Annotated in this window: 20 protein-coding genes and 1 pseudogene; 7 read left to right on the top strand and 14 right to left on the bottom strand. The window is 72.6% G+C overall.

Translation table 11 applies throughout. The features are described 5' to 3' along the window. Nucleotides 1-24 precede the first annotated feature (24 nt). A complete protein-coding gene (locus ACP4IX_RS34205; protein ID WP_426558417.1) occupies nt 25-417 on the top strand; it encodes a hypothetical protein in 393 nt (130 codons plus the stop codon). A 39-nt stretch (nt 418-456) separates the two neighbouring features. On the opposite strand, the gene ACP4IX_RS34210 is transcribed toward ACP4IX_RS34205, so the two are convergent. Both ACP4IX_RS34210 and proP read right to left on the bottom strand, forming a co-directional pair. Then, a complete protein-coding gene (locus ACP4IX_RS34210) occupies nt 457-1,128 on the bottom strand; it encodes an O-methyltransferase (protein ID WP_426522564.1) in 672 nt (223 codons plus the stop codon). Nucleotides 1,129-1,350: 222 nt separating this feature from the next. Further along, entirely contained in the window at nt 1,351-2,733 is a 1,383-nt protein-coding gene (gene proP, locus ACP4IX_RS34215) for a glycine betaine/L-proline transporter ProP (protein WP_426558419.1), read from the bottom strand. Between the two features lie 456 nt (nt 2,734-3,189). Between proP and ACP4IX_RS34220 the strand changes: the two genes are divergently transcribed. Continuing rightward, on the top strand, nt 3,190-5,436 hold the full coding sequence (locus tag ACP4IX_RS34220; protein ID WP_426558421.1) for a bifunctional glycosyltransferase 87/phosphatase PAP2 family protein: 2,247 nt from the start codon (nt 3,190-3,192) through the stop codon (nt 5,434-5,436). Here the strand turns inward: ACP4IX_RS34220 and ACP4IX_RS34225 are convergent. The 3 genes from ACP4IX_RS34225 to ACP4IX_RS34235 all read right to left on the bottom strand — a co-directional run bounded on the left by ACP4IX_RS34225 (nt 5,390) and on the right by ACP4IX_RS34235 (nt 8,142). Next, complete coding sequence (locus tag ACP4IX_RS34225) at nt 5,390-7,030, bottom strand: hypothetical protein (protein WP_426558423.1); 1,641 nt, start codon at nt 7,028-7,030, stop codon at nt 5,390-5,392. The two genes, ACP4IX_RS34220 and ACP4IX_RS34225, sit on opposite strands and share 47 nt — an antisense overlap. 94 nt (nt 7,031-7,124) lie before the next feature. Further along, a complete protein-coding gene (locus ACP4IX_RS34230; RefSeq protein WP_426522560.1) occupies nt 7,125-7,334 on the bottom strand; it encodes a DUF397 domain-containing protein in 210 nt (69 codons plus the stop codon). Next, entirely contained in the window at nt 7,294-8,142 is an 849-nt protein-coding gene (locus ACP4IX_RS34235) for a helix-turn-helix domain-containing protein (RefSeq protein ID WP_426558425.1), read from the bottom strand. Before ACP4IX_RS34235 ends, ACP4IX_RS34230 begins: the two co-directional genes overlap by 41 nt. A gap of 94 nt (nt 8,143-8,236) precedes the next feature. Between ACP4IX_RS34235 and ACP4IX_RS34240 the strand changes: the two genes are divergently transcribed. Continuing rightward, entirely contained in the window at nt 8,237-8,662 is a 426-nt protein-coding gene (locus ACP4IX_RS34240) for an ATP-binding protein (protein ID WP_426558427.1), read from the top strand. Here ACP4IX_RS34240 and ACP4IX_RS34245 read toward each other — a convergent pair. Further along, nucleotides 8,659-9,489: a helix-turn-helix transcriptional regulator gene (locus tag ACP4IX_RS34245; RefSeq protein ID WP_426522557.1), complete on the bottom strand. Its 831-nt coding sequence runs from the start codon at nt 9,487-9,489 to the stop codon at nt 8,659-8,661. The two genes, ACP4IX_RS34240 and ACP4IX_RS34245, sit on opposite strands and share 4 nt — an antisense overlap. Nucleotides 9,490-9,592: 103 nt before the next feature. Between ACP4IX_RS34245 and ACP4IX_RS34250 the strand changes: the two genes are divergently transcribed. Beyond that, nucleotides 9,593-11,068, top strand: coding sequence for an MFS transporter (locus ACP4IX_RS34250; RefSeq protein ID WP_426558429.1), 1,476 nt, complete (start codon nt 9,593-9,595; stop codon nt 11,066-11,068). Between the two features lie 12 nt (nt 11,069-11,080). Here the strand turns inward: ACP4IX_RS34250 and ACP4IX_RS34255 are convergent, their stop codons facing one another. After that, on the bottom strand, nt 11,081-11,671 hold the full coding sequence (locus ACP4IX_RS34255; RefSeq protein WP_426558431.1) for a cysteine hydrolase family protein: 591 nt from the start codon (nt 11,669-11,671) through the stop codon (nt 11,081-11,083). A 175-nt stretch (nt 11,672-11,846) separates the two neighbouring features. Between ACP4IX_RS34255 and ACP4IX_RS34260 the strand changes: the two genes are divergently transcribed. Beyond that, nucleotides 11,847-12,839, top strand: a complete 993-nt coding sequence (locus ACP4IX_RS34260; protein ID WP_426558433.1) for a GlxA family transcriptional regulator — start codon at nt 11,847-11,849, stop codon at nt 12,837-12,839. Nucleotides 12,840-12,895: 56 nt separating this feature from the next. On the opposite strand, the gene ACP4IX_RS34265 is transcribed toward ACP4IX_RS34260, so the two are convergent. Next, complete coding sequence (locus ACP4IX_RS34265; protein ID WP_426558435.1) at nt 12,896-14,527, bottom strand: helix-turn-helix domain-containing protein; 1,632 nt, start codon at nt 14,525-14,527, stop codon at nt 12,896-12,898. Nucleotides 14,528-14,835: 308 nt separating this feature from the next. Here ACP4IX_RS34265 and ACP4IX_RS34270 point away from each other — a divergent pair, with 308 nt between their 5' ends. Further along, the gene (locus tag ACP4IX_RS34270; RefSeq protein WP_426558437.1) at nt 14,836-16,434 is read left to right on the top strand and encodes a glycosyltransferase family 39 protein; all 1,599 of its coding nucleotides are present in this window, start codon (nt 14,836-14,838) and stop codon (nt 16,432-16,434) included. Nucleotides 16,435-16,481: 47 nt separating this feature from the next. Continuing rightward, on the top strand, nt 16,482-16,679 hold the full coding sequence (locus ACP4IX_RS34275) for a hypothetical protein (protein ID WP_426522551.1): 198 nt from the start codon (nt 16,482-16,484) through the stop codon (nt 16,677-16,679). Nucleotides 16,680-16,890: 211 nt separating this feature from the next. Here ACP4IX_RS34275 and ACP4IX_RS34280 read toward each other — a convergent pair whose 3' ends face one another. From ACP4IX_RS34280 to ACP4IX_RS34305, 6 genes and pseudogenes are all read right to left on the bottom strand, one after another. Then, the gene (locus tag ACP4IX_RS34280) at nt 16,891-17,742 is read right to left on the bottom strand and encodes an ECF transporter S component (RefSeq protein WP_426522550.1); all 852 of its coding nucleotides are present in this window, start codon (nt 17,740-17,742) and stop codon (nt 16,891-16,893) included. Continuing rightward, nucleotides 17,739-19,424, bottom strand: a complete 1,686-nt coding sequence (locus tag ACP4IX_RS34285) for an ABC transporter ATP-binding protein (RefSeq protein WP_426558439.1) — start codon at nt 19,422-19,424, stop codon at nt 17,739-17,741. Before ACP4IX_RS34285 ends, ACP4IX_RS34280 begins: the two co-directional genes overlap by 4 nt. Further along, nucleotides 19,421-20,557 carry an energy-coupling factor transporter transmembrane component T gene (locus ACP4IX_RS34290; RefSeq protein WP_426522572.1) on the bottom strand — a complete coding sequence of 379 codons (1,137 nt, stop codon included), beginning with the start codon at nt 20,555-20,557 and terminating at the stop codon, nt 19,421-19,423. The genes ACP4IX_RS34285 and ACP4IX_RS34290 overlap by 4 nt, the downstream gene beginning before the upstream one ends. Before the next feature lie 79 nt (nt 20,558-20,636). Continuing rightward, a complete protein-coding gene (locus tag ACP4IX_RS34295) occupies nt 20,637-21,302 on the bottom strand; it encodes an SCO2322 family protein (protein WP_426558441.1) in 666 nt (221 codons plus the stop codon). Then, nucleotides 21,299-22,558 carry a prenyltransferase/squalene oxidase repeat-containing protein gene (locus tag ACP4IX_RS34300; RefSeq protein ID WP_426558443.1) on the bottom strand — a complete coding sequence of 420 codons (1,260 nt, stop codon included), beginning with the start codon at nt 22,556-22,558 and terminating at the stop codon, nt 21,299-21,301. The genes ACP4IX_RS34295 and ACP4IX_RS34300 overlap by 4 nt, the downstream gene beginning before the upstream one ends. Before the next feature lie 254 nt (nt 22,559-22,812). Next, nucleotides 22,813-23,013 (bottom strand): annotated as a pseudogene (locus tag ACP4IX_RS34305) (hypothetical protein); the annotation flags it as partial.

Consider the following 23,013-nt stretch of genomic DNA (forward strand, 5'->3'; position numbering starts at 1 on the left):
AGGGACGTCTCTGGAGGAGCGCACGTGCTCGAACTCACCATGGCCGTCGTCACCGCGGCGGACGCGGGCGCCACGGCCGGCATGCAGATGGCCGACGCGCCCAGCGAGCCGGGCGCGGTGCTGCGGGTGGGCCGGGACAAGTCCGTGTGCCGGCTGTCGACGCCGGACGACTGGCTGTTCGTCTCCCGGGTCCACCTGGAGTTCCGCTGCGGACCCGACGGCACGTGGCAGCTGACCTGGCTGCGGGGCTCCCAGCCGGAGCCGTCCTCCGAGGTCCGGCTCACCGTCGGCGGCCACGCGCAGCCCGTGTCCTACGGCGGCACCGTGCCGCTGCCGAGGGGCGGGAGCGGCGAGATCGTGGTCCAGGACCGCACGGAACCGCGCAGCGTCAACGTCGGCTTCTACCACGAGGCGTGAGACGCGCCTTTCCCCGCGAGGCCTGAGCGCGCGCCGTCCTCACTCCAGCACGCGGGCCAGCGCGAAACCGTCGTAGCCCTTGCTGCCGACCGTCTGGATCGCCGTACCGCTCAGCCGCGGGTGGCTGCCGATCAGCTCGATCGCGGCGCGGGTGCCGCGTACGTCGTCGCCGGTGTCGCCGGCGTCGGCCACCCGGCCGCCGCGGACCACGTTGTCGACGACGATCAGGCTGCCGGTGCTGGTGAGCTTCAGGGCCCACTCCAGGTAGTGCGGGTTGTTGCCCTTGTCGGCGTCGATGAAGACCAGGTCGAAGGGCGGCGGGTTCTCGTCGGCGAGCTGCGGCAGTGAGTCCAGGGCGGGGCCCACGCGCACGTCGACGAGGGCGTCGAGGCCGGCGCGGGCGATGTTGCGGGTGGCGACCTCGGCGTGCCGGGCGCTGTACTCCAGGGTGACCAGGCGGCCGTCGGCGGGCAGGGCGCGGGCCAGCCAGATGGTGCTGTAGCCGCCGAGGGTGCCGATCTCCAGGATGGTGCGGGCGCCCTGGATCCGAGCGAGCAGCTGGAGGAGCTTGCCCTGGCTGGGGGTGACGTTCACCTGCGGCAGCCCGGCGGCGCCGCTGTCCCTCAGGGCGGCCTCCAGCGGGTCGTCGTTCGGGCTGAGGTGGTGGGTGAAGTAGGCGTCGACGTCGTCCCAGAGCCGCGACTCGCTCATGCAGGGGCCTCCTGTGTGCGTCGTTGGCGTTTCTGAGTGGATGCGCTGACGAAGTGGATGCGCTGACGAAGATAGCCCCGGGGTGACGGCGTGTCAGGCGATTGACGAGGGCGTGTCCCCGGCGGGGTGGGCCGGGCCGCGGGCCGGGCGCGGACGGCCGCATGGTTCGGGCAAGGCCGCGCGCTCGGCGCGCCTCGCCCTTCCTCCCTCCCCCGGGGAGCGTCAGCCCTCGACGGCCGGTGCCGAGCCCGGCAGTGGCCGGCCCGCGGACTCGCTCATGAACCACACCGCCACGCCACCGATCACGGCCGCGGCCATCATGTAGTAGGCGGGCATCATCATGTCGCCCGTCGCGCCGATCAGCGCCGTCACGACCAGCGGCGTCGTCCCGCCGAACAGCGACACCGAGACGTTGAAGCCGATCGACAGCGAGCCGTACCGCACCCGCGTCGGGAACAGCGCCGGCAGCGCGGACGGCATCGACGCCGTGAAGCAGACCAGCAGCAGCCCGAGCGCGGCCATGCCCAGCCCCACCGCGAGCAGGCTGCCCTCGCGGATCAGCAGCAGCGCCGGGACGGACAGGAGCAGGAACCCCGCGCAGCCTGCCGCGATCACCGGCCGGCGCCCGATCCGGTCGGTCAGCGCGCCCGCGAACGGCTGGACGACCATCATCAGCGCCATCACGACCAGTACGACCAGCAGTCCGTGCGTCTCGTCGTACTTCAGCTCGCTCGTCAGGTAGCTCGGCATGTACGACAGCAGCATGTAGTCGGTGACGTTGAAGACCAGCACCAGGCCGACGCAGAGCAGCAGCGCCCGCCACTGCCCGGTGATCATGTCCCGCAGCGGTACCTTCGGCCGCGTCGCCTCCGCCTTCTCCAGCTCGGCGGCGAACGCCGGCGTCTCCTCCAGCCGCATCCGCAGGTACAGCCCGATGATGCCCATCGGCCCGGCGATCAGGAACGGGATGCGCCAGCCCCAGGACGTCAGGTCGGCGTCGGACAGCAGCGCCGTCATCAGGGTCACGAGCCCCGCGCCGCCGATGTACCCGGCGAGCGTGCCGAACTCCAGCCAGCTCCCCAGGAACCCGCGCCGCTTGTCCGGCGCGTACTCGGCGATGAAGGTGGACGCGCCCGCGTACTCGCCCCCGGTGGAGAACCCCTGCACCAGCCGGGCGGCCAGCAGCAGCACCGGCGCCCAGACGCCGATCGTCGCGTACGAGGGGATCAGCCCGATGGCGAACGTGCCCGCCGCCATCATGATCATCGTGAGGGCGAGGACCTTCTGCCGCCCGACCCGGTCGCCCAGCGGGCCGAAGACCATGCCGCCGAGCGGCCGGACCAGGAACGCGGCGGCGAAGGCGCCGAACGTGGAGAGCAGCTGGGCGGTCGGGTTGCCCGACGGGAAGAAGACCTTGCCCAGCGTCACGGCGATGTAGCTGTAGACGCCGAAGTCGAACCACTCCATCGCGTTGCCGAGCGCCGCCGCCTTCACGGCACGTCTGACGAGGGCGGGGTCGGTCGCGGTGGGGGGAGCGGACCCTGCCGGAGGGGAGGGGCGCGGGTTGGTGCCGGACGGGTGAGTGGCGACGGGGGCAGCCGACAAAACTTCGCTCGCCTACCTTTCGACGGGGACAGGGACGCCACGACCCGTACGGCGGCACTGTCGCCGGGCCGGAAAGAAACCCGCGGCACTCGGCCACGGGCAGAAAAGCGACCATAGGCGCTGATGCGCCGCTTACGCCCGGTATGCTTTTCGTTGCACAGTGCACCGAAATGGCGTACACGCAGGGACGTCCGTACGCCACGGAGCGCTCCGTCACCCTGTGACCTGTGATCCTTCTCGCTTCCACGAGAGGCGTCCGGACCGCTCCGGCACTATCGTCGTCCGGACGAACGGCCGGACGTCCGGAAAAAGTCGGGACGACATGCGGGCGGCGGTCAGGTTGAACGGGGGTTGCCTGCGTCTCCCTCCGGGGGTGGTGCGAGCCTCATAGGGTTCGCAAGGACAACACACCGCGTACACGGACGCGGTACGAACGGGGCGGGAGGCCGACGAGGCGTGGCGAATGCGGAGCACAGTGGGCGACCGGCGGAGGCTTTCGGGGCACCGGCCGTCGATGCGACCAGGGCACGGCTGCGCGCCGCGCGCCTCGGCCTGTGGCTGGTCGCCGCCATCCTCGCCGTACGACAGCTGGCCACGGTCCTCAGCACCCCGAGCGGCGAACGGCTGACGGACCTGGAGACCTGGGTCGGGGAGCACGGAGTCCTGCACGTGGAGGGGTCCCTCTACGACTCCACGCAGTTCACCGGCACTCCCTTCGTCGGCCTCGTCCTCAAACCGTTCACCCGCGCCGCCGAGCAGGCCCTCGGCTGGGGCTGGACCTTCGGCTCGCTGCTGCTCGTCGTGGCCCTCGGCCTGGTCGCCGCCCGCGCCCTGCCGAAGCCGGTGGGGCGCCGTACGGCACTGCTGGCGGCGCCCGTCGCCGTCAGCCTGCTGATGCTGTCGCTGCCGGTGCGCAACGCGCTGTGGCTCGGCCAGACCAGCATCATCCCGGTCCTCCTCGTCCTGCTGGGCTGCTTCGCCGTACGCGGTGAACACGGCGACCGGATCGGCGGCGCGCTGATCGGTGTCGCCGCCGCGTTCCAGCCGACCGTCCTCCTCTTCGTCCCCCTGCTGTGGTTCACCGACCGCAGACGGGCCGCCGTGTCCACCGGCGTCACCTTCCTCGCCTGCACCGCCGTCGCCTGGGCGGCCATGGCGCAGGACTCCTACACCTACTGGGTCCACCACCTGGCCGGCGTGGGCCTGGGCGGCGAGGCCGACGACCTCGCCAACCAGTCGCTGCACGGCGCCCTGCTGCGGCTCGGCCTCTCCGGCCCCCTGGAGATCGCCCTCTTCCTCCTGCTCGGCGCCGCCGTCGCCGTCCTCGCCCTGCGCCGCGCCGTGCGCTACGCCCGCGACGGCCAGCTGCTGCTCGCCGTCGCCGTCACCGGCTGCGCGGCCGTCGTGGTGTCACCGGCCACCTGGCAGCACCAGCTGCTGTGGGTGCTGCCCGCGCTCGTCGGCCGGGTCGGCAAGAAGGCGTCCGACCGGTACGTGTGGCCGGTCGCCGTCGTCCTGGTGATGACGCTGCCCGCGAAGATGATGCTGCCGAACATGGCGGCCCTCTACCCCCTGCGCGACAACGTCGTACTCCTCGCGGCGCTGGCCGCCGCCGTGGCCGTGCCCTTCCTGTCCCGCTCGTCGCCGTACTTCGACACGCCGGTCCCGACGAGCTACGCCCCGCCGGTCCCGGCCCGCTTCAAGCACGTCCCGCTGCTGCCGTTCCTGCGCCGGGTCCTCACCCGGCCCAACCTCCTCCTGGAGCTCCTCCTCATCCGGGTCACCTACGCCGCCTACTCCCAGGTCCGCCTCGCGGCGACCGGCGGCAGCAACTCGGCCGGGCGGGCCCGGGCCGAGGAGCACGGCTGGCAGATCCTCGACATCGAGCGCTTCCTGCACATCGACATCGAGCACGCGGTCAACCACGCCGTCGTCGAGATCGGCTGGCTGCGGGACTTCTTCGACTTCTACTACACGTCGTTCCACTTCGTCGTCCCGCTGGCCGTCCTCGGCGTCCTGTACTGGCGCCGCCCGGTCGACTACCGCTGGGCCCGCGCGTCCCTAGGCTTCGCCACGCTGCTGGCCCTGGTCGGCTTCTGGCTGTACCCGCTGGCACCGCCGCGCCTGATGCCGACCCTCGGGATCATCGACACGGTGCACGGCGTGCAGGACTTCTCCAAGCCGGACTACGGCACACTGACGCACCTCACCAACCAGTACGCGGCGATGCCGTCGCTGCACTTCGGCTGGTCGCTGTGGTGCGGTGTGGCGATCGCGGTCATCGCCCCGAAGATGTGGATGAAGGCCCTCGGTCTGCTCCACCCCCTGTTCACGGTCGCGGCGATCGTGGCGACCGGCAACCACTGGATCCTGGACGCGGTGGGCGGCGCGGCCGTGGTCGCGGCGGGCTTCGGGCTGACGTACCTGTTCCAGGGGCCGAGGGCCCGGGTGGTCACCGGGACGGCGGTCACCGCGACCGCGGTCACCGGGACCGCGGCCAAGGACGCCTTGTCCTCGGCGTCCTCGGCGTCCTCGGAGCCCCTGGAGTCCTCGGCGTCCTCGGACACCCCGGCCAAGGACCCCGCCCCGGCCGCGAGCACCATCCCCGCTCCCGCCCCGCCCCCGGCCGACGACAACGCCTCGCCCGCCGAGGGGCTCAGCAGCGGTCCTCCGACCCCGGCGAAGGACCGTACCCGGAGCTGAGCCGGTACTCGCCCGCCGCCTCGACGGTCAGGCGGGTGAACTCGCCGTCCCGGGCGAGGCACCCGCCGTCGGTCCGCAGCCACGGCGACCACGCGACCCGTACGGTCACCGGCCCGGGCCGGTCCACGCGGAGCACCAGGTCGGCGCTGCTGGTCGTCACGACGGTGCCGGGTTCGGAGACGAGCGGTACGGCGTTCCGCACCCGGTACACCCTCCAGTGCTCGTCCTGCCAGACGGGCTCCAGCCACTCGGGCCGCAGGTCAGGGTCCCGCACGAGCGCCGCCTCGGCCTCCGCGGGCCCGTCCGGCTTGCCCAGGGGAAGCACGACGAAGCCGACCGCCCAGTGGTCCAGCCACGCCCGGTAGCTGGACGCGGAGAAGGTGCCGTCGTAGAAGAGCCGGGCGCGTTCCACGTCGAGCTGCCGGTTCCAGCCCCGGGCCAGGTTGACGTGGGGGGCGAGCCCGGACGCCTCGCGGTGGTCGCGGGCCGGCACCACCTCCACCCGCGTGCGGTCGGCCCCGAGCCCCTCCAGTGCCCGTACGACACCGTCCGTCTCGACGGCCCAGGCGGGCACCACGGTGTACTCCCGCAGGTCGTCGGCGGTCTTCTTCCCCGTCCACCAGACGGAGAAGACGAGGGCGACGACCAGCAGACCGCGCGAGACCCGTCGCAGCGGGGGCGCGGTGAGCAGGGCCGCGAGCAGGGCGACGGGAGCGAAGTACTCGGCGAACCGCTCGACGTTCGTGCCGACGGGGGAGGCGACGAGGTAGGTCAGCACGGTGCCGGTCGCGTAGACGGCCCCGCTCCACCGGGCGACCCGCCAGGTACGCGGGGCGAACGCGGTGACGGCGAGGCCGAGCACGACCGGCGGCCATATTCGGGCCGCCGGCATCGGCTGCTCCCCGGTGAAGGGGAACAGCAGCGTGGTCAGCCCGACGACGGCGGCGGGCGGTACGAGGAGCACGAGGGCGCGCCCCCAGTCCCGTACGAGCAGGTAGCCCGCCCCGACGACGGCCAGGAACAGCCCGGCCACCGGCGACGCCATGGTGGCCAGGGCCGCGCAGCCGGCGGCGATGACGAGCCGCCGTTCCCGGACCAGCACCAGGCAGGCGGCCAGCCCGAAGGCGAGGCCGAGCGCGAAGGTCGTACGCCCCGAGGCGACGTTGCACCACAGGGCGAGGGAGGCGAGCAGGGCGGGCCACAGGGGCCTGCGCACGCCGGTCCGCCCGATCAGCACGGCCGCCAGCCAGGCGCCGGCCAGCCCGGAGGCCACGGTGACCGTGCGCACGCCGAGCAGGGCCATCAAGTGGGGCGATATCACGCTGTAGTTGACGGTGTGCGTCCCGCCGTACCAGAACAGCCCGTACGGCGAACCAGCGTGCCGCGAGGTGAAGTCGGCCCATGCCTCCTGCGCGGCGAGGTCGCCCCCGCCGGTGGCGAGAAACGCCCACCACACCGCGTACAGCGGGATGGTGGGCAGGGTGGCGAGCAGGGCCACGCGATGCCGGCGCCCGAAGGCGCGCAGGGCATCGCCCGGGCGTCTCTCCCGCTGCCGTTCGGGGCGGGGGACGGTCGTCAGTGCGGCAGGGACCACGGTGGGGGTTTCCGTTCGGCGTCATCGGGGGCACGGCGGGGGCACGTGCGAAGACGATAATTCGAACAGAAACGTTGATCGGGCCCGGGCTGGATCAGTGGGCGGCGGTGGAGGCCCAGTCGACGAAGGCGGCGAACGCGGCGGGGGCCAGGGTGAGGACCGGCCCCGCCGGGGTCTTGGAGTCGCGGACGGCGACGGTGGTGCGGTGGGGGAGTTCGGCGACTTCGAGGCAGTTGCCGCCCTGGTCGCCGCTGTAGCTGGACTTACGCCACAGGGTCTCCGACGCTATCGCCTTGCTCTCCATGGCTTTCCTCCATCAAGCTCCGGATGAGCTCCGCCGATTCTCTGAGGGAGAGCGCGGAGGCCTGGAGATGATCGTATCGGAGTGAGCAGTCCTTGACGGTGTCTGGATTGGCGGTCGGATGCCCGCTTCCGTACCCCTCGGTGTAGACGATGGACGGGTCTCTCGCGAAGCGGTAGACGTCGAATGAGCCTTGTAGTCCTGTGTGCGCTCCCGCCGAGTAGGGCAGGACCTGGATGTTGATCCGTGGGTTGCTTTCGAAGGTCAACAGGTGGGCGAGTTGCTCTCGTATGATCCCCCGCCCGCCGATCTCCTGGCGCAGCGCCGCCTCGCTGAGCACGGCCCAGAAGACCGGCGGCTCCTCCTTCTCGAAGATGCTCTGGCGCGCGATCCGGACTGCGGTGCGGTCGTCCAGGTTGCTCTGGTCCAGCACACCCAGGACGGCACCCGCATACGCATGGGTCTGGAGGAGACCGTGGATCATGTGCGTCTCGAACGAGTAGATTTCGGTGGCCCTCGACTGCAACTCGGCCACCTGTTGAAACCAGGCCGGGACCTGACTGCGCATCACCAGGTCGACCAGCCGCGACAGCAGCCCGCCCGTTCCCAGGGCGGCGTCGACACGCTCACTGAATTCCGGTGTCGGCAGCTTGCGCGCGGTCTCGATCTGACCGACCAGTGAGCCCGTGTAGTTGACGATGTCGCCGAGCTGCCGCTGCGTCAGCCCGGCCGCCTCCCGATGGCGCCGCAGCTCGAAGCCGTAGTAGTCGAGCGGCGACGCGCCCGGGTCGAGGACGTTGATGTGGGTCATGCGGAGAGCCCCCTCTCGCACAACTCGGTCCACCACAGGACCGGTTGTATCCGTTCAGTAGCCCACAGTAGTCGTCCGACGTCAGGCTCGTGCCGTGAACGAATACTTTCCCTCGGTCCTCGTGGGCCACTGCGCGAACCAGTACCGGATGAGCTTCACGGCGGGCGCCCACTCGGCCGGGCACGTCCGGCGCATCGTCCGCTCGTATCTGGCCGAATGGGACCTCGCCGACCTGTCCGACGCCGTGGAGCTCGGCGTGACCGAGCTGCTGGCCAACGTCGTACGGCATGTCCCCGACCGCCGCTGCACGCTGGTGTTGCTGCGGCGGGCGGACGGCGGCGGTGTCCGGGTGGAGGTGGCGGACGGCAGCCCCCGGCTCCCCGTCGCGGCCGGGCGGGTGAGTGACGACTCGGAGAGCGGCCGGGGGCTGGTGCTGCTGGACGCGGTGGTCGACAAGTGGGGCGTGGGGCCGGGGCCCAGGGGTGGCAAGACCGTGTGGTTCGAGTGCGCGCCCGCCTAGAGCATCCGGGCCAGGCGCCGGGCGGTGGACTCGTCGGCCGGCGTCATCACCGTCATCCGGTGTCCGGTGTCCGGGACATGGGTGGAGACGAAGTTCAGCTGGAGCTGCCCGACGAGGGGGCTGTCGAGGCGCTTTGTCTCGTACTGCTGGGGCAGCACGTCGTGCCGGGCCCACAGCTGGGCGAACTCCTCCGATCGCTCCCGGAGGTCGTCGACGATGCCGGCGGCGGCAGCGGCCCCCAGATCGGTGCCGATCTCGGTGCGCATCCTCGCGACCATCCGGGCGGCGACCAGGTCGTCGTCGACGTAGCGGCTGCGCCAGTCCGGGTCGGTGAAGAACTGCACCGCGCAGTTGCGCTCACCGGGCGGGATGAGGTCCATGTCGGTGAAGAGGAACCGGTAGGCACGGTTGTAGGCCAGCACGTCGAACAGCGGCGTCTGCAGGCATGCGGGGAACGGGTCGAGCTTGTCCAGGACGGGCTGGAACGCCGCGGGGAGCCCCGGATCGTCTTCGGCGGGCTCGTCCTTCGGCGTACTCGATCCGGCGAGCTGGTGCAGGTGCCGTTGTTCGACGTCATCGAGTTGCAGGACGCGGGCGACCGCCCGGAGGACCTGGGTGCTGACGTTGATCGGCCGACCCTGTTCCAGCCAGGTGTACCAGGTGACGCCGACCCCGGCGAGGACAGCGACTTCCTCACGCCGCAGGCCGGGCGTCCGCCTTCGCCCGGTGGACGGCAGGCCCGCCTGCTGCGGGGTCACGCGTTCGCGGCGGCTCCGGAGGAAGTCACCGAGTTCACGCCGGATCGCGGCCGACCTGGACGCTGTCATGTCATCAGTCTCCCGTACGGAGAACCTGGCATCCAGGTGCTGGTCAGTACCCCCATAAACGGGCTCCTGGTGCCAGGATAAGCAGCCCTTCAGGGTCGAGGTCATGACGACTTCCGCATCTTCCGCACCGAAGAACGACCGCGCCGCGCCACCGTCCGCGCAGGCCCCCTCGCAACCGGCGGCTCCCGGGCTGGGGACGGGCCGGCTCCTGACCACACTGTCGGCGCTGCTGCTGTCGGTGGTCAGCTTCTCGGCCGCGGGCATCGCCGTACCCGACATCGGCGCGTCCCTGGGAGCCACTGCCGCCGAGCAGTCCCTGGTGGTGTCGGTGTACGCACTGGGGTTCGCCGTCCCGATGGTCCTGGGCGGCAGACTCGGGGACCTGTACGGGCGACGCCTGCTCTTCCTGGTCGGCATGGCCGGCTTCACCCTGTTCTCCCTGGGCGCGATGCTGGCCCCGGACATCACCGTGCTGATCGTCGCGCGAGCCCTCACCGGGATCTCCGCGGCGGCCATGGTCCCTCAGGTGCTGGCGACGATCACGGCGTCGACCCAGGGGGCCGAACGGGCTCGTGCCGTGGCGCTGTTCGGTGCGACCGCGGGCGGGGCCACCGCGATCGGTCAGGTCCTCGGCGGTGTGCTGCTGTCCGCCCCGCTGCCCGGTGCCCCTTGGCGCATGGTCTTCGCGATGAGCGTGGTCATGGGCGTGCTGGCGTTCGGCGCGGCGCTGCGCTGGCTGCCCGACACCCGTGCGCCCGGCCACCGGTCGCTCGACCTGGCCGGGACCGCTCTGCTCGGGCTTGCCCTGCTGGCGCTCATGCTGCCGGTCTCCCAGGGGGGCGCCCTGGGCTGGCCGGTCTGGTGCTGGGCGTTGCTGGGGGCGACGCCGGTGCTCTTCGCGGTGTTCTGGTGGTGGCAGCTGCGGCTGCACCGCGGCGACGGCGTGCCGCTCGTACCGCCGCCGCTGTTCCGGCTCAGGTCGTACCGGATCGGACTGGTGATGGCGCTGCTGCTCCAGTCGGCGTTCGGCGCGTTCACGTTCCTCTACGCGATCTCCACGCAGACGGGGCTCGGCTGGTCGCCCATGCACGCGGCCCTCGTGCTGCTGCCGTTCTCCCTGTGCTTCCTCACCGTGTCGATCTGGTCGGGGAAGCTCGCGCCCCGCTTCGGGTTCCGCAGGCTCCTGGTCGTCGGCGGCATCATTCAGGCCGCGCTCCTGAGCGGCACGGCCGGGTCCGTGTTCGTCCAGGGCTCCGGCCTGGACTCGTGGACGTTCGGCGCTCTGCTCGTCGGGGTCGGGGTCGGACAGGCCTTCATGTTCGGGCCGCTCGTCGGAGCGATGATCGCGGAGGTCCCGCCCACGACGGCGGGAGCGGCATCCGGCACGCTGCAGACCACCCAGCAAGCCGCGATGGGCCTCGGCGTCGCCGTCGCCGGCGGCCTGCTGGGCGCGGCCCTGTCCGGCTCCACCGCCCCGGCAGGTGAGGCCTATACGACCGCGTTGGCGATCTGCATGCTCGTCCAGGCGGCTTGCGCCCTCGTCTTCGCCCTGTGCGCGCTTGTCCTGCCCCGGCGCTAGAACAGGCCCTGGCTAGGCCAGGGACTCCTGCGACGGTACGACGACCCCGTACATGTCGGCGACGGTGGCGAGGGCGCCGTAGTGCACCTGGCGGGCGTCGAGTTCGGTGTCCGCGACCGGCAGGGCGCGGGTGGCGCAGGCGTCGGCGACGACCGTGGGGCGGAGGCCGCGCAGGAAGGCGCCCTGGGCGGTGAACGCCACGCACATGTGCGTCATGAAGCCGACGACGACGAGGTCGTTGTGTCCGGCCGCGTCGACGTGCTCGCCCAGGTCGGTGCCGAAGAAGGAGTCCGGTGCCTGCTTGGTGACGACGGGTTCGCCGTCGACCGGAGCGACGCTCGGGTGGATCTGCCCGATCTCGGCCCGGACGTCGTACGGGGTGCCCTCGCCGCCGTCGTGGACGACGTGGATGACCTTGGCGCCCTCCTGGCGGGCCCGTGCCAGCAGGCGGGAGGCGGCGTCGAGCGCGGCCTGCCAGCCGTCCAGTTCCATCACGCCGGTCGTGTAGGTGTTCTGGTAGTCGACCAGGACGAGGGTGGAGTCGGCGAGCTTGGCGGGAGTGTCGTCGAGTCCGTTGAGGCGGCGCAGCGTGGTCCTGGGCATGGGGAACCCCCTGGTGGTCGGAGTGGGATGACGGGTGGCGACCCGCGCCTACGACGCTACGGCCGGCGCGGGATGTCGGCAATGTCGTCTAACCTGCAGATACCGACATGCCCGGTAGCCGCAAGACCGCATGACCTGCGTGGCCACGCGCCCGCGGGAGATCGCTGAGGAGCCCGTGAACTCCGTGGAACGACTGATCGTCGTCGTCCTCTTCGAGGGCGTCGACCTGCTCGACGTCACCGGACCGCCGGAGGTGTTCGCCCTCGCCCGGCGCGAGGCGGACGAGGCGGCGGGCTACGACGTCGTCCTCGCCGCCGAGACCCTGGACCCCGTCACCACCGGCGCCGGGGTGCGCGTCCTGCCCGACGCGACCTTCGACGAACTGGCCACGAGGGCCGTCGACACCCTCATCGTGCCCGGCGCGGTCGAGGTCGACGAGCGGGGCCGTGTCCGCGCCCTCACCGACCCGGCCGTGGTGAAGCGGGTCGGGGAACTCGCCGGCCGGACCCGGCGGGTCACGTCCGTCTGCGTGGGAGCGCACGTCCTGGCCGCCGCCGGGCTGCTCGACGGCAAGCGTGCCACCACGCACTGGTCGACCGCGCGGCAGCTCGCCGACGAGCATCCGGCGGTCGAGGTCGACGCCGACCCGATCTTCGTCCGGGAGGGCGACGTGTGGACGGGCGCGGGCATCAGTTCCTGCCTCGACCTCTCCCTCGCCCTTGTCGCCGACGACCTCGGCGAGGACGTCGCCCTGCGCGTCGCCCGGCAGCTGGTGATGTACCTGAAGCGGCCGAGCGGCCAGAGCCAGTTCAGCGTCCCTCTGGAGCAGGTCTCCACGACCCGCCGCGTCGAGGACCTCCGCCACCACGTCCTGCGCAACCTCGCCGAGCCGCTCACCGTGGCCGACCTCGCCGCGCACGTCCACGTCAGCGACCGGCAGCTCACCCGGATCTTCAAGAACGAACTCGGCACGACCCCGCACGCCTACATCGAGTCGGTCCGCGTCGAGGCGGCGCGCCGGCAGCTCGAATCCACGGACGCCACCTTGGAACGCGTCGCCTCGGCCTGCGGTTTCGGCACCGTCGACACCCTGGTCAGGGCCTTCCGCCGCAGACTCGACACGACCCCGACCGAGTACCGGCGCCGATTCAGGACGGGCTCCGGCTGAGCCTCCCGTCTCCTGTGCTGATCGACGAGCGCCGACGAGAGACTGCCAACCCCCGGTCACGGGTGATCGCGGTTGAGGAACCAGACGGTCCAGAGCACCATGGAGCACGCCGTGGCCAGCCGGAAGACGAGCCACCACCGGCTTCGGACAAATCGCCGCGACACAGCCACGAAAGGTCGGGTGTAGCGCCCCCTGCGGAGGCTCTCCATGAGGAACTCCCGCTCCAGTGGCGTCAGGTCATCGGCTGAGCCGTCTGTCTTGATGAAGGCGTCGCGGGCGGCCACCAGACGCGTACCCCGGTACAAGGCGTCGGAGTCCCTGTCCAGTTGAGCCCATTCTCTGGCTGCCTCCGTCAGCCGCCGCTGTAGGCGCAGACGTTCGCGATCGGCTTCCACCCAGGTGTGCAGCCGGGGCCATGCCGTGATCAGTGCTTCGTGACTCAGGTTCATGGTGGCGTCGTCCGCCGTGACCAACCGTGCCCGGACAAGCCTTTCCAGTACCGCCTCGGCCTCCGGGGACCGGGCCAGCTCGTCCCGGTCGACGGGCCGCCGGGTGTCCGGTGCGCCGTCTCCGGGGGCGATCAACCGCAGGAGCATCATGCGGGCGAGCCCGGCCTGTGCCTCGGACATGTCGCGGAACAGCTCTTCGGCGGTGTGCGCGACGGCCCCCTGGATACCGCCGATCGCGCGGTAGGCCTGAAGCGTCAGCGTACGTGCCCGGCGGCGGTGCCAGAGCTCCAGCAGGGTATGCGACATCAGGGGCAGGGCACCGGGCTCCTGAGCCATGTCGGCGATGATCTGGGAGGTCAGGGCTCGTTCCACGACCAGGCGTGAGGCTGTGGCCGGTTTCACGATCGCGTCCCTGACCTGCTCCGGAGACATGGAGCCGACCAGTTGGGTCGCCGTGTTCAGCGCCTCGACGAGCTCGGGGTGGTCGGCGCAGTGGCCGTAGAAGTCGGCGCGGACCGTGACGACCACCCGTAGGCCGCCCTCGCCGAGGATCGGGCGGGAGTGCAGGAGACCCTGGAGGAACCCGGAGCGTTCCGAGGGGTCGCGGCAGAGCGTGAAGAGTTCTTCGAACTGGTCGACGAGCAGTACCGTCGGCGCGGCGCCCTCCACCGGAGACAGAAGCCCGCCATGTGTGGTGAGGGGGGTCTCGCCCGGCGTGCAGATGCGGATGGTGCTAGGCCGGCCGCCGTTTTCCGGAAGCCGGCGCAACGCCGGTACCAGACCGGCGCGCAGCAGTGAGGACTTGCCACTGCCGGAAGGCCCGACGAGTGCGACGAACGGGTGCTTGCGAGTCATCTCCAGCAGGTCGCCGACAAGGTGTTCCCGGCCGAAGAAGAGACCGTCGTCCGTGGTTTCGAACCGGGCCAGCCCACGGTAGGGCGCGGGATCGTCCGGGGAGGGCGTCGGGCCGGAGGGCAGGCGTTCGGTCAGTTCGCGCCAGCGGCGCTCCCATTCGTCCGGGTGGCCTCCGCACGCCGCGACATAGGCGAGGGTGACCGGCAGGGACGGCGGCCGTTCACCTGCCGCCGCACTGGACAGAGTGGGGGCGGAGTAGCCGGTGCGGCGGGCCATGTCCCGGTAGGTGGGGCTTTTGGCCGCCCTGCGCAGCGCCCGTAGATCGTGAGCGAACCGCTGCACCGGGCCCGCCGTCGGATCCAGCGGCTTCTCGGAGCGTCCCACGGACCTGATCCCCCTTCGCGTTTCGGCTTCCCAGTCCAGTCCTCACCGTATGCGGAACGTGATTGGTAGGCGGCTGCGCGGCGGCTGACCAACAATCCTCCGGCTATTTGACTGCTGGTCACAGGCGTTTCACCCGCCCCCTCGATCCGAGGCGTTGACCGCCGTCCACGTCGGTGGACTCACTACTTCTCAGGGAGCAGACCATCATTGCGCAGTCGACCCGTGCACAGGCACATGCCGACGAGGCTGGAGGGCCGGCCCGTCGGCCGCAGGTTTCATGGGGGTGCGGAGGCCGCCGAGGGGCGGTGGTGCCGGTACTACTGCCCGCGGTGGTCGCGCTTGGTTCGGGGTGGTGGGGAATCGACCGGCAGAACAGCATGTGGCGCGATGAGTCGGTCACCTATCAGGTGGCGCACCGCTCGCTGGGCGACCTGTGGGATCTGCTGGGCACGATCGACGCCGTGCACGGCCTCTACTACGTTCTCATGCACGTCGTCTTCGCTGTGTGGGACGGCGGTCTGCCCGCCTTGCGACTGCCGTCGGTCCTGGCGACATCGGTGGCGGCGGCCGGAGTGGGAGCGATCGGTGCGGGGCTTGCAGGACGCCGTGCCGGTGCCTTCGCGGGACTCGTGTTCGTAGCGCTGCCGGTGACACAGCACTACGCGCAGGAGGGGCGTTCCTATGCGCTGGTCTCGGCGGCCGTCGTATGGGCCACGTACTTCCTTCTGCGTGGTGTGACCGCGGGTGGTGGCAGAGCGTGGGCGGCGTACGCCCTGACGCTCGGCCTCGCGTGCTGGCTGCACGAGTTCGCCGTACTGGTCCTGGTGGCCCATGGGCCGACCTTGTGGCTGGTGCGGGTTCCCAGCCGGGTGTGGCGTCGCTGGGGCATCGTGTCGGCCGTGGTCCTGGTGACCGTGTTGCCACTGGCCGTGGTGAGCGCCGGACAGGCCGATCAGCAGCTCGGCTGGCTCGGACGTCCGGGGCTGGCAGCATGGCTGCGATTCCTGGCGACGTCGAGCGCGGGTGTCCTGCTCAGTCGGTTCCTCGTGCGGGGGGCTGCTCGAATGACCGTCCGAGGGAGTGATCGGGGAACGCTCCTGGCTTGCCTGGCACTGCCGATGCTCGTTGCCCCGGCGGGTGTGCTGATGACGTTCTCTCTTGTCAGCCCCTGGTACGTGGAGCGTTACGTTCTGTACGGGATGGTGGGACTGGCCCTGTTGGCGGGGGCGGCACTGGACCGCTTGGCAGGATTGCGGGACGGACTCGCCCCCGTCGCTCGGATGCTGATCGTCCTCGTCTCCGCCGTGGCGGTGCTCTTGGTTCTCGTGCCCTGGTCCATGCTGGTGCGTTCGCCGGAGAGCCGGAAGGACGACGTCGTCGCCGTCGCCCAAGCCGTCGGGCGGGTCGCCGGCCCGGACGACGGACTGCTCTTCATGCCCGCTCGACGACGTGAGTGGCTCCTGTCGTACCCGTCTGTGTACGGGCGCTTGGAAGACCTGGCCCTTGCCGAGTCCCCCGCCGCGTCGGGAACCCTGCAGGGGGTCGAGCTGCCCGCGGAGACGATCCGGCAGAACATCCTGGCCCACGACCGCGTCGTCGCGCTGACCGATCCTCCCGGTCAGCCGCTCGACACTGTCGCGGAGGAGGCGGTCAAGCGGCGGGCCCTGGCGAGCCACTTCCGTCCCTGCGAGCGCGTACGGGTGCGGGGCGCGCGGGTGATCGTCTACGCACGCGCCGGGAACTGCGGTTCGGGTTCCGAGCCTCCGGACGCGTCGATTGGCGGCGGACCGGACCGGACCGGACCGGCGTACGCCCGTGCGGGCGGGCCTGCCCCGTGGACGATCTCGCGGCACGCATGTTCGAGGGTTCATCCGTGGCGGCGAAGCCTGATGTCAGCAGGCGGGTAGGCCCGTACCGGCCGGAGATCCGGGTGGCGCTTTTGCTGGAGGTCCCGATGAGCACGCCTGAGCCCGACGGCTTCAGTTCTCCCCAGCCGAGGACACGCCTGTCCGTCGAGGAACTGCTGGCGGCAAAGAACACGCAGCCGATTCGCTCTCTGGGCGATCTCGCCGCCGACACGTTCGAGTCGGACGAGGAGCTGGAGCAGTTCCTCGCCTTCACTCATGCCGAGCGTCACCGCGACGCCGCCTGAGGCCGCCCGGATGCGACCCGTCATCGTCGCCGCGGGGGGCTCTCACCTACGACCTGCCGCTGGCCACTCTCAACCTGAAGAACTACGAGGACTTCCGTCTCCACCAGGTCTCCGGATTCTCGGCGGCGAGTAGCAGCCGTTGCCCCTCGGATTCGGCGTTCTGCGCCGTCGAACGCATGAAGGCGACGGCCCCGCTTCGTATGGAGTCCCGTCACGTGGGGCGGCCCACCTCGTCGGCCTTCTCGAACGTGACCGGCGCCTCGAAGGCCGCCCGGCGGGTGGCGCGGCGCAGGGCCTTCAGGACCGGGGTGCCGAGCGCGAGGGTCAGGACGACCGTCATGGCGGCGCGGCCCGTGTCCCAGCCGAGGGACGTGGCCAGGCAGTAGGCGAGGAAGCGGGCCAGGTTGCCGGCGACGCCCGCGTCCGGATCGGGGGCGATGGTCGAGCCCTCCGGATCCAGGAAGGGCCAGCCCTGCATGTTCATGATCGTGCCGTAGGCGAACGCGGCCAGGAAGCCGTACGCGGCGAGCACGAACAGCTCCGGGCGCCCGCGCAGGCGGTCGGGGAAGGGCAGCAGGCCCGCGCCCATCGTGAACCAGCCCATCGTCAGCATCTGGAACGGCATCCACGGGCCCACCCCGCCCGTGAGCAGCGCGGACGCGAACATCGTGACCGAGCCGAGGACGAAGCCGAAGCCGGGGCCCAGGACCCGGCCGCTGAGGACCATGAGGAAGAACATGGGTTCCAGGCCGGCCGTCCCCGCCCCGATCGGGCGCAGCGCCGCGCCCGTCGCCGCCAGGACGCCGAGCATCGCCACGGCCTTGGGGCCGAGGCCCGACTCCGCGATCGTCGCCGCCACCACGGCCACCAGCAGCACCAGCAGACCCGCGAACAGCCAGGGCGCGTCCTGGGCGTGGGCGTTCAGCGAGGCGTCCGGCGGGGCCAGGAAGGGCCAGCCGAAGCCCGCCACGCCCACCGCGCTGACCAGGACGAGAGCGGCGACGGAGCGGGGGCCGAGGCGGACGGCGCGGGCCCGGCGGTCGACGGGTGGGGCACTGCTCATGACAGTGCCTCCCGAACCTGCGCGACCGTGAGCCACTTGCGCGGCGCCAGCACCTTCGCCACCTGCGGTGCGAAGGAGGGGGAGGCCACCACCACATCGTCCGCCGGACCGTCGGCGATCACCTCGCCCTCGGCGAGCAGCACGACCCGGTGGGCCAGCTCGGCGGCGAGTTCCACGTCGTGCGTGGCCAGCACGATCGCGTGGCCCTCGGCGGCCAGCCCGCGCAGGATCCCGGCCAGCCGGGCCTTCGCCGCGTAGTCCAGGCCGCGCGTCGGCTCGTCCAGGAGGAGCAGCGGCGGGCGGGCCGTCAGCACGACCGACAGGGCGAGGGTGAGGCGCTGGCCCTCGGAGAGGTCGCGGGGGTGGGTGTCGTCGGTGACGCCGGGGAGCAGTTCGGCGAGGAGGGCGCGGCAGGTGCCGGGAGCCGCGTCCGCGTCCCCGTCGGCTGCCGCGCACTCGGCGGCGACCGTGTCGGCGTACAGCAGGTCGCGCGGCTCCTGCGGGACCAGGCCGACCCGGCGCACGAGGTCGCGGGGGGCCGTGCGGTGCGGCACCGCGTCGCCGGCGCGGACCGAACCGGCGGACGGTTCGACGAGGCCGACGAGGGCGGAGAGCAGCGTGGACTTCCCGGCGCCGTTGCGGCCCATCAGGGCGACGGTCTCGCCGGGGGAGACGGTCAGGTCGACACCGCGCAGCGCGTGGATCCGGTCCCGGCGGACGGTGAGGGAACGGACCTCGGCGGCGTACGGGGAGGCGGCGGCCGTTTCCGCCCGCTTCCCGCGCCGCCACCGACGGGAGGCGGGGGGCCGGAGCGCGGGGGGTGCCGGCGGCGCGGCGGCCGGTGGGGTGTGGTCCGGTATCTCCCGGCCGGCCAGCCGGTCCCGCAGCGGGGCCGCGCGGCGCCGGGCGTCGCGGATCGTCAGCGGCAGCGGGGACCAGCCCGCCAGCCTGCCCAGGCCCACCACCGGCGGATACACCGGGGACACGGCCATCACGTCCGCCGGGGGTCCGAGGAGCGGGGCCGCGCCGGGGGCCGGGAGCAGGACGACCTGGTCGGCGTACTGGATGACGCGTTCCAGGCGGTGCTCGGCCATCAGGACCGTCGTGCCGAGGTCGTGGACGAGGCGCTGGAGGACGGCCAGGACCTCCTCCGCCGCGGCGGGGTCGAGCGCGGACGTCGGCTCGTCCAGGACCAGTACCCGCGGGTGCGGGGTGAGGACCGAGCCGATCGCGACCCGCTGCTGCTGGCCGCCGGAGAGGGTGGCGATGGGGCGGGCGCGCAGACCGGACAGGCCCAGCAGGTCGAGGGTCTCCTCCACCCGGCGGCGCATCACGTCCGGAGGAAGGCCGAGGGACTCCATGCCGTAGGCGAGTTCGTCCTCGACGGTGTCCGTCACGAAGTGGGAGAGCGGGTCCTGGCCGACCGTGCCGACGACGTCGGCGAGTTCGCGCGGCTTGTGGGTGCGGGTGTCGCGGCCGGCCACGGTGACCCGGCCGCTCAGCGTGCCGCCGGTGAAGTGCGGGACCAGGCCGCTGACCGCGCCGAGCACGGTCGACTTGCCGACCCCGGACGGGCCGGCGAGCAGGACGAGTTCGCCTTCGGGGACCTCGAGGTCCACGCCCCGGACGGTGGGTTCGGCGGCCCCGTCGTACGTCACGGAGACATCCTCGAAGCGGATCACGACGGCTCCTTGACGGGTGCGGGGTGAGGGGCGGGGGTGACGAACGCCGGGAGCAGGCCGACGAGTACGGCCGCCGCCGGCCACAGCGGGAGGGTGGGCGCGACCAGCGGGACGACGCCCGGGTGCAGGGCCGCCGGCTCCCGGGCGGCGGCGAGGAACATCAGCGCCGCCACCGCCGCGCCGGAGGCGCTGACCAGCCAGGCGCGGGCGTCCCAGCGGTCCGGACGGTACCGGGTGCGGACCGACCGGCGACCGCCGAGCCACAGGCCCGCGAGCGCGGCGGCGACGCCGGCCAGCAGGACGGGGACGCCGTACGTGCCGCCCGCGGCGGTCAGCAGCCCGTACGTCCCCGCGCAGACGCCGAGCAGGCCGCCCAGGGTGAGGACGGCGGTGGTACGGCGTACACGTGCGGGGACCCGGGCGGTACGGCCGTAGCCGCGGGCGTCCATCGCGGCGGCGAGGGCGACGGAGCGCTCCAGGGCACCCTCCAGTACCGGGAGCCCGACCTGGAGCAGACCCCGTAGGCCGTTGTCGGGGCGGCCGCGCAGCCGGCGGGCGGCGCGCAGGCGCTGGACGTCGGCGATGAGGTTCGGGGCGAAGGTGAGGGCGACGACGACGGCCACGCCCATCTCGTACAGGGCGCCGGGGAGGGACTTGAGGAGGCGGGCGGGGTTGGCGAGGGCGTTCGCGGCACCGACGCAGACGAGGAGGGCGGCCAGCTTCATCGCGTCGTACAGGGCGAAGGCGAGGCCCTCGGCGGTGACCCGGCCACCCAGGCGGATGCCCTGCGCCCAGTCGGGGAGGGGGACTTCGGGGAGGGTGACGAGGGTGTGGGTGCCGGGGATGGGGGAGCCGAGGACCGTGGTGAAGAGGAGGCGGATGAGGAGGACGGCGAGGGCGAGTTTGACGAAGGCGCCGTAGGAGCGGGACCAGGGGGCGTGGGGGCGGCGGGCGATGACGACGTAGGCGGAGACGGCTACGAGGAGGGAGAGGAGGAGGGGGTTGGTGGTGCGGGTGGCGGCGGTGCCCAGGGCCAGCGCCCAGAGCCACCAGGCACCGGGGTGGAGCGCGGGGCCCTGGCCGCGGGGGATGGCCGCGCCTGCCGATGCCGACAGGGTGCCGGCCGCGGGCAGGCGCGCCGCCCCGGCGGGACGATCGCCCGCGCCCGGAGGCAGCGCGGCACGATCGCCCGCAGCCGGCCGGCCCGCCGGGTCAGTCGGTGGCATTCCTGCGCCGCCTCGCCTGCCAGGCCGCCGCTCCGGCCAGGGCCGCCACGAGGGCGATGCCCGCGTAGAGGCCGGCCGACGGGCCGCTGTCGTCCTGCGCGCTCTCCCGGTCCGGGGCCGCCGTGGCCGTCGAGTCCTCCTGCGAGCCCTCCTTCTGCGACACCTGCTCCCCGCACCCCGACCGCGGGTAGCCCGCGATGCCGCACAGCAGGGCGCTGGTGCTGTAGCGGAGGGGGTCCGCCACGGCGGCCAGGGCGTCGGCCGTCGTGGCGTCCGGGGAGACCCGGGCGCAAGCCGTGCGCGGGGCCGGCGGGGTCTCGCCGGACGGGGCGTCGGACGCCGTACCGAAGTCGAGGACCAGGGCGACGCGCTTGCTGCCGTCCTCGGCCGGTGTCCTCGCGCAGACCGACGCGAAGTCCGCGGCGCCGCGCGGCTGCGCCGCGTCACCCGAGTTCTCGCTCACCGCGAAGCGGAAGCCCTGGACGTCGCCGTCGGAGGGGCGGGCGAGGGACGGGCCCTGGGTGGCGTAGACCCAGCGGTCGCCGTCACGCTCCCAGAAGGACCAGTAGCGGTAACCGGCGGCCTGCGCCTGGCCCGCGGTCCCCGCCAGCAGGAACGCGGCCAGGAAGAGGAGGACGACGCGGCGGGTCACGGCTGCCGCTTCTTGTTGCGGCCGCTCAGCAGGAAGCCGACGCCGATACCGAGGACCAGGCAGACGCCGACGAACCACCAGACGCCGAAGCCGGAGTCGTCCTTCTTCTCGTCCTCGTCCGCGGCCTTGTCGCTCGTGGTGACGGTGTCCTTCGCCGCCGCCCCCTGCGGAGCCGGCCCCGTCGCGTTCAGTTTCTCCACCAGGTCCGTGCCACCGAAGGCGCGCGGGTCGGTGCCCGTGGCGTGCGCGGCGAGGATCAGCTGGGCGTAGGCGGCCGGGCCGCTCTGCTCGGCCCACTGCACGGCGTTCTTCTCCAGCCAGGCCAGCGGCTCGGCCGCCGTGTCCCTGCCGCCCTGCGCGGCGAGCGCGACGACCGCGTCGGCGGTGTTGCCGTAGTCGGGCTGCTCGGCGGAGCCGCCGAGGGCGGACGTGAGGTGACCGTCCTCGCCGAGGGCGTCGGTGAGGTACGCGGCGCCGTTCGCGGCGGCCTGCTCGCGGGTGGGCTCGCCCGCGTCGGTGCAGGTCGCGCCGCCGGTCTTCCCGCCGGCCTCGGTGACCAGTCCCTTGCCGAGCGCGCCGAGGACGCCGGCGGCCGTCGCGTCCGCGTTGGCGAGCAGCTTGCCCTTCTGGTCCGGGTACCCGAAGGCGCCGCCGTCCTCGGCGCAGGGCAGGGCGGAGGCCAGCAGCGCGTCGTACGGGGACTTGCCGTCCTTCTCGACCCCCGCCGGGTCGGTCTCCGTGGCGGTCAGGGCGCCGATGACGACGGAGGTGGAGTTGGCCTCGCTGGGCCCGCCGGGGGTGTAGCCCCAGCCGCCGTCCTTGTTCTGCACGGACTTCAGCCAGGCCAGGGCGGACCCGACGGCGTCACCGTGGCCGCCGACGGCCGACAGGGCCTGGACGGCGGCGGCCGTGCTGTTGGTGTCGACCATGGTCTCGGCGTCGCAGGCCTGGGCCGGGTCGGCGCGGAAGGGGGCGAAGGCACCGTTGTCGCACTGCTGGTCCGTGAGCCACTTCACGGCCTGCGACGACGGGATCACACCGGCCGTGTCCTGCGCGAGCAGCGCGAGGGACTGGCGCCACACGCCGTCGAACCGAGGGTCGGTGGACCCGTACAGCCCGGACGGGCCGGACGGGGTGGACGGGGTGGACGCTGACGTGGACGGCGACGGATCGGCGGCGACCGCGGGCGCGGCGGCGGCGCCGATCACGGCTATGGCGGCCAGAGCCGCGGCGCTGCTGCGACGGCGGACGTTCATGAGCGGCGGGTGCCTTTCCCTGTGCGGGGCCGGACAGCACGGGGCACCCCCGGCGGCTCGGCCCCGTATGCCTCGACGGTGCCCGTGCGCCGGCGGGTGCCGGGCACGTGAGCCGGTCACGTCCGCGCGGGGCAGTCCGGCTCACCGTCCCGGAAGGCGGCCTCGACGGCCTCGGCGGGCGGCTCACGGTTGCGGGTCAGCGCCGGAATTGCACCGGCTTCCCCCCGTACGGGTGTGATGACGACGCGGCCACCTTACCCGGAGGCAACCGGCCCGGACCCGTGCGGCCGCTCACGCTTCCCCGTACCCGCCGCGTCGCGCTCCCCGGCCCCCGCCGCGTCGCGCTCCCCGGCCCCCGCCGCGTCGCGCTCCCCGGCCCCCGCCGCGTCGCGCTCCCCGGCCCCCGCCGCGTCGCGCTCCCCGGCCCCCGCCGCGTCGCGCTCCCCGGCCCCCGC

The organism is Streptomyces sp. WG5, assembly GCF_049974565.1.
Taxonomy (GTDB): Bacteria; Actinomycetota; Actinomycetes; order Streptomycetales; family Streptomycetaceae; genus Streptomyces.

Bases quoted from the DNA above. Each gene is read 5' to 3' on its own strand.
- ACP4IX_RS34280 (WP_426522550.1), bottom strand. From the start codon at position 17,742: ATGAGCAGTGCCCCACCCGTCGACCGCCGGGCCCGCGCCGTCCGCCTC.
- ACP4IX_RS34300 (WP_426558443.1), bottom strand. From the start codon at position 22,558: ATGAACGTCCGCCGTCGCAGCAGCGCCGCGGCTCTGGCCGCCATAGCC.
- ACP4IX_RS34235 (WP_426558425.1), bottom strand. From the start codon at position 8,142: ATGACCCACATCAACGTCCTCGACCCGGGCGCGTCGCCGCTCGACTAC.
- ACP4IX_RS34210 (WP_426522564.1), bottom strand. From the start codon at position 1,128: ATGAGCGAGTCGCGGCTCTGGGACGACGTCGACGCCTACTTCACCCAC.
- ACP4IX_RS34255 (WP_426558431.1), bottom strand. From the start codon at position 11,671: ATGCCCAGGACCACGCTGCGCCGCCTCAACGGACTCGACGACACTCCC.
- ACP4IX_RS34250 (WP_426558429.1), top strand. From the start codon at position 9,593: ATGACGACTTCCGCATCTTCCGCACCGAAGAACGACCGCGCCGCGCCA.
- ACP4IX_RS34275 (WP_426522551.1), top strand. From the start codon at position 16,482: ATGAGCACGCCTGAGCCCGACGGCTTCAGTTCTCCCCAGCCGAGGACA.
- ACP4IX_RS34230 (WP_426522560.1), bottom strand. From the start codon at position 7,334: ATGGAGAGCAAGGCGATAGCGTCGGAGACCCTGTGGCGTAAGTCCAGC.
- ACP4IX_RS34245 (WP_426522557.1), bottom strand. From the start codon at position 9,489: ATGACAGCGTCCAGGTCGGCCGCGATCCGGCGTGAACTCGGTGACTTC.